Below are 7,374 nucleotides of genomic sequence, written 5' to 3' on the forward strand. Positions count from 1 at the left end.
CCGCACCCGGACCGGCCCTGGTACGCCACGAACGGCGACATCTGGACGCGTTTCTCGCTGCGTGACATGGCCGACTTCCACGCCGAGCGGGCGCGGTCGGACATGGTGTCGGTGAGGGCGGAGCCGGGGGTTCGCGCCGGGGTGGTGTCGGGGGTGTGGGCGGTGGTGGCTGCCGGGGTGGGTGTGGTGGGGGCGTCGGGTGTGGTGGCGGGGTGGGGGTTTTCGGTCGTCGCGGTGATCCGCGGCATTTCGTCGGTGTCGCGGTCGTCGGGGTGGGTCGGCTCCGCGTCCGCCGGGCGGCGTTGCTGGGGCAGGCGTGGGGGTTCCTCGGTGGTGCCGTCCCGTTCGCCGGTGGTGCTCGTGGTGGGTGCCGTGTCGGTGCGGTCGTGCCGGGTGGGGGGCGCGCCGGTGCCGCCCGGGCCGGGGCGGGAGGTGGCGTCCGGGCCGGGGACCTGGTCGGTGGAGGAGGCCGTGGGTTGCGTGGTGCGGGTGCCGGCCTGGTCCCAGCGGAGTACGGCGCCGCACGCGTCGCAGAAGGACTGGCCCGGTTCCGCGCGGGTTCCGCACTCGGCGCAGTTCTGCGTGGTCATCTCTCCGGGGTCCTTTCGGATGCGGTCACTTCGACCGTGTAGGGCATGTGGGCGGGGCGGGCGGCGGCGACGAGGGTGTCCAGGCGATGGGTGTCGGCCGGGGTCGGGTCGGGCAGCCGGAGGGTGACGTGCAGGTGGGGTCGGGGTCTGCCGGGGAACGGGCCGAGGGGGCGGGCGTTCCATGTGGCGCCGCCGCTTTCGGTGATCTCCGGTTCGACGCCGAAGGCGAGTCGTACGGCCTCGGACAGGCCTTGCCGGGTGCCGCGTACGCGGTGCAGCCGGGCGGCGGCGGCGACGGCGGCGCGCAGTCGGGCCTCGGGTTCGGTGCCGTCGGTTTCGGCGCCGACCCAGGTGCCGAGCCATTGGGCGAAGTCGGCGGGTGTGAGGGCGGGGTCGAAGTAGGTGTCCAGGCAGTCCAGGACGCTGAGGATGGGGGCGAGGACGTCGTCGAGTCCGCCGACGAAGCGCTGGGCGAGGTCGTCGTCGGCGAAGACGGCGGGGAGCATGGTGCTGATGGGCAGGGAGGAGGCGAGCCCGTCGATGGAGCCCCGGTGTGTCGTGGTGGTCACGCGCCGTCTCCGATGACTCGGACCCGGTGGTCGTAGGAGAAGACGAGCGCGGGTGCTTCGAGGTCGATGCGGTCGGTGGGGTCGCCGCGTTTGCCGGTGAGGGGGTCGGCGGGGTGCAGGACGACTTCGTCGACGAGTTCGACGCCGGGGACGCGCTGGAGTACGGCGAAGACCTCGCCGGTCTGTACGGGGCGTCCGAAGGGCCAGCCCTTGCCGTCGGCGCCGCCGGTGAGGGGGTCGAGGTGGCGGTAGAGGGCGTCGTGGGCCTGGCGGCGTACGCGGTCGGCGTCGACGCCGCGGAAGGCGTGGATGGTGGCGACGACGGTGACGCCCTGGTAGTAGGGCGGGCCGACGGCGAGGCGGGTGCCGATGAGGCGGCGTTCGTCGAGGTGGCGGGTGATGCGTTCCAGGAGGGCGTCGCCGGGGACGAGTTGTTCGAAGCGGAGTCGGCCGCCGGGGTCGGGGACGGCCTGGGGGACGACGAGGACGCGGACGGCGTGGGCGCCGTATTCGTTCTCCTTGCCCTCGAGGCAGGTGATGCGGGCGGTCTCGGGGGCGGCGCGGCGGGCGAGTTCCTCGTAGTCGCGCAGGGTGACGGCGCGTTCCTGGGCGCGGAGTGTGATGGGGGCCCGGAGTTTGGCCTCTTCGACGGTCTCGCCGTCGACTCCGCCGCGGGCGGCTTCGCGGTTGACGACCTCGGAGACGTAGGGGATGGAGGTGCGCAGGACCTGTACGGCGCCGCGGGCGACGTTGCCGGCTCGGCCGCCGCCGGTGCGGTAGCGGCGGGCGCGGATGATGGCGCCCTTCGGGGGGACGGTGCCGTACTGGCGCAGGGTGCCGTCGGGTTCGCGGACGGCGGGGCCGAAGGCGATCTCGCCGGTGGCGGCGTCGAGGGTGATGTGGTGGTCGTCGGGGCGGGAGGCCGCGAAGTGGGGGACGACGTGCCAGTCCTGCCAGCCGTCGTCGTCGGTGGTCTGGAGGAGGAGGGGTGGGTCGTCGGCGACGACGGGGGCGTGTTCGAGCCGGAGCCGTTGGCCGGGCAGGCCGGTGGATTCGCCGAGGGGTTCGTCGTAGACGGTTTCGGCGTGGACGGTGCCGGTGGTGCCGCCGATGGTGTAGGCCTCGGCGGAGCGGATGGTGGGTGAGGTGGTGTAGAAGGGCTGGCCGGGCAGGGGGTCGGTGACGCGGCAGCGGATCCAGCCGGCTTCGTGACCGCCGTTGCGGGACAGGACGTGGCCGCCGGGTACGTGGAGCACGATGTCGCCGGGGCGGTTGAGGCCGCCGGTGCCGTCGCGGTCGACCTCGCAGGGCTGCCAGCCGTCCTCGGTCCAGGCTTCCCAGACGAGGGGTGGCTGGCGGGGGTCGACGCCGACGCCGTCGACGCGGCTGTCGAGTTCGAGGGCGAGTGCGCAGTGCGGGGTGGCGGAGGTGAGGCCGATGAGCATGCAGTCGCCGGGGTTGGGTGCTTCGGCGAAGCACATGAGGTCCTTGCCCTCGGCGAGGTCCGTGGTGCGGTCGGTGACGGGTTGGCCGCGGTGTTGCACCACGAGGTGGCTGAGGGTGCACGGTACGACGGTCAGGTCGCGTTCGGTGGCGAAGACGATGGCTTCGTCGCGTTCGGTGCGCAGGGTGGCGACCTCGGTGCCCACGGGGACCAGGATCGGTTCCTCCTGGGGTGCGGACAGCCAGAAGGTGACGTCGGTGCGGGCGGCGGAGGGCGGGAAGAGGGTGATGCCGACGAGGTCGAGGAAGGCGAGGTGGTTCTTCTCCGGGACGCGGTTGAGGCGGTAGACGATCTGGTCGGCCATGTGGGCGAGCGTCTCGACGAGGGTGATGCCGGGGTCGGAGACGTTGTGGTCGGTCCACTCCGGGGCGCGTTGCTGGATGTAGCGCTTGGCATCGTCGACGAACTGCTGGAAGCGGCGGTCGTCGAGGTTGGGGGAGGGCAGGGACATCAGCGGTCGCTTTCGGGTGAGCCCGGGTGGCCGGCGGGACCGTCGGGGAGGTCCGGCTCGTCGTGGGAGGGGATGACGTAGAACGGGAAGACGAGGCTGCGCGGGTTGTTGGTGCCGCGGATCGAGTAGCGGACGTCGATGTAGAGGACGCTCTGGTCGCCACCGGTGGAGACCTCGACGTCGTGCACCTCGATGCGGGGTTCCCAGCGGTCGAGGGTGACGTGTACTTCGTGTTGGATGCGGCCGGCGGTCTGTTCGTTGACCGGGGCGAAGACGAGGTCGTGGATGGCGCAGCCGAATTCGGGGCGCATCGGCCGTTCGCCGGGTGCGGTGGCGAGGATGAGCCGGATGGCTTCCTCGACCTCCTGCTCGCCGCTGACGAGGGCGATGCCGCCGGTGGGCCCGATGCGCATGGGGAACGCCCAGCCGGAGCCGACGAATTGTTCGGCCATCAGGGGGCCACCTGCCTTCTTCTTCCTGCGAACCCGGTGTGCCGGTACGGACGTGCGGTCATGCCGGGAGGGGGTACTTCACGGTGTTGACGAACACGGCGCCGAAGAGGTCGACCTTGATGGCCTTGATGTTGACGTTGGCCACGGAGTTGACCGACACCATGCCGGTGGCGTTGATCGAGGTCATGCCGCTGGACGACAGGTTCATGGCGCCGCCCATGGCGTTGACGTTGACCGCGCCGCCCAGTGAGGTGAGGCTGACAAGGGCCTTGCCCTTCAGGGTGAGCGGGCCGCCGCTGTCGATCATGACCGATCGTCGGCCGCGGAGGGTGAGGCTGGTGCCTGCTTCGACCGACACCGAGCGGCTGCCGGTGATGCTGACGCTGCCCTTGCTGTCGACGGTGATCTCGGTCTGGGTGCGGTCGAGGTTGATGACCAGCTTGTTGTTGCCGCTGGCGATCCGGACGCCCTGTTTGCGTGCGCCGGTCTGCTGGCTGAGCAGGTCGACGCGGTTGCCCTGGCGGTCGGACAGGGTGTGTCGTACGGCCTTCTTCTTCAGGCCGTCGTGCAGGGGGACGTCGGAGACCTTGGTGGGCAGGTCCCGGCCGTTGTAGAGCCCGCCGATGACGAACGGGTGGTCCAGCGCGCCCCGGTCGAAGGCGACGAGCACCTCGTCGCCGACGTCCATGGGGAAGACCCCGCCGCCGTCCTTGCCGCCCATCTGCACGCTGCGCGCCCAGTCGCTGATGTAGGCGTCGTCCAGCCACGGGAACTGGAGTTTGACCCTGCCCTGTTTGAGGGGGTCCTGTACGTCGGTGACGATGGCGTTGGCGACGCTGGGCAGCCGGGCGGCGCTGGCGGGGTCGACGCCGCCGCTGCCGCCGGAGGCCAGTCCGTACAGGGAGCGCCACTGGCGTCCGCTGACGGTGATCCAGGACTCGTAGTGCTTGCCGTCGCCGAAGACGTGGCGTACCGAGGTGACGGTGTACTTGCCCTCGAAGGGCTTGCCGACGTCGGAGAGGGCCACGGGGACGCCGGGCCGCAGGTCCGGGTGGCCGTAGACGGCGACTTCCAGCTCGGCGAAGGAGGAGGTGACGTCGGCGGCGAGTGCCTTGGCGGCGTGCTGGACCTCGTCCTGCTTGTCGTAGGGGTTGGCGGTCTCGACGAGTTTGGCGGCCTTGAACTTGCCGGCGGCCTGTCCGGGTGTCGAGCCGATGTTGATGCCCGGGTCGGTGGTGGCGGGCGCGATCTCGGTGATCTTCTTCTTGGTGGTGACGTTCCAGCCGCGCGACTCGACCTTGCCGACCTGGTCGGCGGCGGTGACGGCGGCCCGCAGGCGGAGGATGTCGTGGCCGGCCTGGAGGACGAAGGTGCTCTTGTCGCCGTCCGTCTGCGGGGAGGGTGCGCCGGCCGACGGTTTCGGCGTGACGAACCGGAACTTCCCCTTGGCGTCGAGGGACATGACCATGTTGTTCTCGTCGGCGAGCCGGGAGAGGAAGTCCCAGTCGGTGACGTTGGACTGGCTGATGAAGCCGTAGGTGCCCTTCGTCGGCTGGATGCGGCCGATGGACACGCCGTCCATGCCGGCGAGTTTGCGGGCGATGTCGGAGGCCTTCTGGTTGCGGTACGCGGCCACGCGGCGCTGGCGCATCATGCGGTGCCCGTAGTCGTAGCCGCGGATGACCGTGAAGCTGCCGGTGCCGTCGTAGTCGGCCTCCAGGCCGGTGACCTCGCCGGTCAGCAGGGGGTTGCCGATGCCCTGCCCGTCGGCGATCGGGGTGATGACGACCTTGGTGCCGAACTGGACGTTCAGCTTGCCGAGGACCAGACGGTAGGGGTCGCGGAAGGTGAGGCGGAACGCGGCGGGTACGCCGACGCCCTGGTCGACCCAGCCCTCCACGAGCATCGGGGCGATGTCGGTGGGCAGCTTCGCGCCACCGATCTTGACCTCGACGATGCTGGAAAAAGCGTGCCGCACCATCAGTGAGGCACCTCCTCGGTGGCGGGCAGGACGAGTTCGGTGCCGGTCGGCAGGCGGGACGGGTCGTCGATGCCGTTGGCCTCGGCGATGGCCCGCCAGGCGTTCGCGCTGCCGTACTCGCTCCAGGCCAGTGACTGGAGGGAGTCCCCCGCGACGACGCGGTGCACGCGCTGGGCGGTGAGTGCGCCGGAGGTCGGGTTCTGGCCCGGGGTCGGGCCGGGGATCTCCACCAGCGAGACCTGGCAGGTGGCGCGGATGGGGACGCCGCTGGTGCCGAACAGCGTGTACTGCGCCTCGATGGACGAGACGTACGCGGTGAACCGTGCCGTGGAGAACGAGCCCCATTCGAAGACCACCCAGGGCGGCGACGGCTGCTTGGCGTCGATGCTCTTCCCGGTCACCTCGCAGCAGAGCAGCAGGGACTCGACCTTCTTCATCACGGTGTTGTCGTCGGGCTTCATCGACGAGTCCAGGAAGATCTCCACGGTCATCTCCCGCGGGTCGGCACCCATGAACTCCGGCTTGGAGCCGTCCCGCACGGCCATGGTCGGCGTCGCCTTCCACTCGGCGCGCTGGGTGAGGGTGAGCTGCGCCGGGTTGAACTCGAAGCTGAACCTCTGCATCAGCCCGCCGGGCGTGGTGCTCGTGCCGGTGGGCGGCTCGTGGATGGCGAGGTTGGCGCGGACGAGGCTCTTGCCGGCGCCCTTGCTGCTGGTGGCCATGGGTCTTCCTCTCTGCTCTCCGGCGCCGTCAGTCCGTGAATCCGTGGTGGGTGATCTCCAGGACCTCGTTGGCCACGGCCGGGTTGTTGGGGTCGAGGGTGGGGCCCTGCCAGCTGACGGGCAGTACGTCGATCAGCCCCCAGCGGGCGACCAGCGACCCGTCCGCGCGCAGCGCCGAGATCTGTGCGGTGGGCCGCTTGATCCCGGTCTGGACGGAGGAGATCCACTTGGCGACCTTCGCCGTGTCCGGGGTGATGGGGCGGGTGAGCCGGATGGTGGAGAAGGTGACGCGGGTGGGCAGTTGCCAGACGAACCCGTTGTTGCCGCCCTCCTGGCGCTGCTCGATCTCGACCTGGGACGACAGGCCCTCGCACCCGTTGAAGTAACCGAGGCTCTCGCCATCGATGGCGAGGCTGAACCAGATGGTGGAGCCCGGGTCCTGGCGGGGCATCGGGGGGTGACCTTTCTGTCGGGTGAGCGGTGGGGCGCGCGGGTGGCGGTCGGGCGCGGGGGCGCGCGGTCAGGCGCGGGGGTCGCGGAGTCTGCCGATCCGTTCGCGGTCCATGCGCAGTTCGGTGCGGACGAGGCGGGTGACGCGGCCGATGATCCGGTGCACCAGCTCGTCGAGCTGGAAGTCGGTCAGTTCGCGCGGGTCGAACCCGCCGGCCGGGACCGCCGTGTAGGCGGGCGGCCGGTCGTCCTCCGCCGGGGGCGGCGTGGTGTGGCCACCCGGGTGCGGGGGCGGGTTGCCGGGCGGGGGCGGACTGTACGGGGGCGGCGGGGGGTCGGCCGGGGTGTGCCCGGACGAGTGGGGCCGCAGGCGGCTGAGGGTCGAGGCCACGGTGGACGCCGCGGCGGCGGCGAGGGCACCGGTGGTACGGCCGAACGCGCGCTGGACCGGGGGCGCGGAGGTGGTGTCCGCGGGTGACTGGGCCGGTGCCGTCGGGGTGTGCACGGGGTGGAGCGGGCGGGGCGGCGTCGGCGGGGGCGGCGTCAGGGGGGCCACCGGCAGTGGGGTCCCGGCGGCGGTGACACCCAGGGGTGTGGGCCGGCGCAGGGGTACGGCCTTGGCGGCCGTGGGGCGGGTGGCGGGGGTGCGCTGCAC

Annotated in this window: 6 protein-coding genes and 2 pseudogenes; 1 reads left to right on the forward strand and 7 read right to left on the reverse strand. The window is 71.5% G+C overall.

Annotated features, from left to right (window positions below):
* Window positions 1-90: pseudogene (locus tag RM812_RS40090) on the forward strand (nucleotidyltransferase family protein); the annotation flags it as partial.
* Window positions 91-586: 496 nt separating this feature from the next.
* Here the strand turns inward: RM812_RS40090 and RM812_RS40095 are convergent.
* The 7 genes and pseudogenes from RM812_RS40095 to RM812_RS40125 all read right to left on the reverse strand — a co-directional run.
* A complete protein-coding gene (locus RM812_RS40095; RefSeq protein ID WP_311585625.1) occupies window positions 587-1,096 on the reverse strand; it encodes a phage tail protein in 510 nt (169 codons plus the stop codon).
* Between the two features lie 59 nt (window positions 1,097-1,155).
* Window positions 1,156-3,114 (reverse strand): putative baseplate assembly protein, encoded by a 1,959-nt coding sequence (locus tag RM812_RS40100; protein WP_311585615.1) that lies wholly within the window; start codon window positions 3,112-3,114, stop codon window positions 1,156-1,158.
* A complete protein-coding gene (locus RM812_RS40105; RefSeq protein WP_311585617.1) occupies window positions 3,114-3,566 on the reverse strand; it encodes a GPW/gp25 family protein in 453 nt (150 codons plus the stop codon). The genes RM812_RS40100 and RM812_RS40105 overlap by 1 nt, the downstream gene beginning before the upstream one ends.
* A gap of 58 nt (window positions 3,567-3,624) precedes the next feature.
* Complete coding sequence (locus RM812_RS40110) at window positions 3,625-5,547, reverse strand: VgrG-related protein (RefSeq protein ID WP_311585619.1); 1,923 nt, start codon at window positions 5,545-5,547, stop codon at window positions 3,625-3,627.
* The gene (locus RM812_RS40115; protein ID WP_311585621.1) at window positions 5,547-6,269 is read right to left on the reverse strand and encodes a CIS tube protein; all 723 of its coding nucleotides are present in this window, start codon (window positions 6,267-6,269) and stop codon (window positions 5,547-5,549) included. Before RM812_RS40115 ends, RM812_RS40110 begins: the two co-directional genes overlap by 1 nt.
* 28 nt (window positions 6,270-6,297) lie before the next feature.
* Window positions 6,298-6,720 (reverse strand): phage tail protein, encoded by a 423-nt coding sequence (locus RM812_RS40120; protein WP_311585623.1) that lies wholly within the window; start codon window positions 6,718-6,720, stop codon window positions 6,298-6,300.
* Between the two features lie 69 nt (window positions 6,721-6,789).
* Window positions 6,790-7,374 (reverse strand): annotated as a pseudogene (locus RM812_RS40125) (hypothetical protein); the annotation flags it as partial.

Source organism: Streptomyces lancefieldiae, from assembly GCF_031845825.1.
Lineage (GTDB): Bacteria > Actinomycetota > Actinomycetes > Streptomycetales > Streptomycetaceae > Streptomyces > Streptomyces lancefieldiae.

Excerpts from the sequence above, each read along its gene's own strand:
- RM812_RS40095 (WP_311585625.1), bottom strand. The coding sequence starts at position 1,096 with ATGCTCCCCGCCGTCTTCGCCGACGACGACCTCGCCCAGCGCTTCGTC.
- RM812_RS40100 (WP_311585615.1), bottom strand. The coding sequence starts at position 3,114 with ATGTCCCTGCCCTCCCCCAACCTCGACGACCGCCGCTTCCAGCAGTTC.
- RM812_RS40105 (WP_311585617.1), bottom strand. The coding sequence starts at position 3,566 with ATGGCCGAACAATTCGTCGGCTCCGGCTGGGCGTTCCCCATGCGCATC.
- RM812_RS40110 (WP_311585619.1), bottom strand. The coding sequence starts at position 5,547 with ATGGTGCGGCACGCTTTTTCCAGCATCGTCGAGGTCAAGATCGGTGGC.
- RM812_RS40115 (WP_311585621.1), bottom strand. The coding sequence starts at position 6,269 with ATGGCCACCAGCAGCAAGGGCGCCGGCAAGAGCCTCGTCCGCGCCAAC.
- RM812_RS40120 (WP_311585623.1), bottom strand. The coding sequence starts at position 6,720 with ATGCCCCGCCAGGACCCGGGCTCCACCATCTGGTTCAGCCTCGCCATC.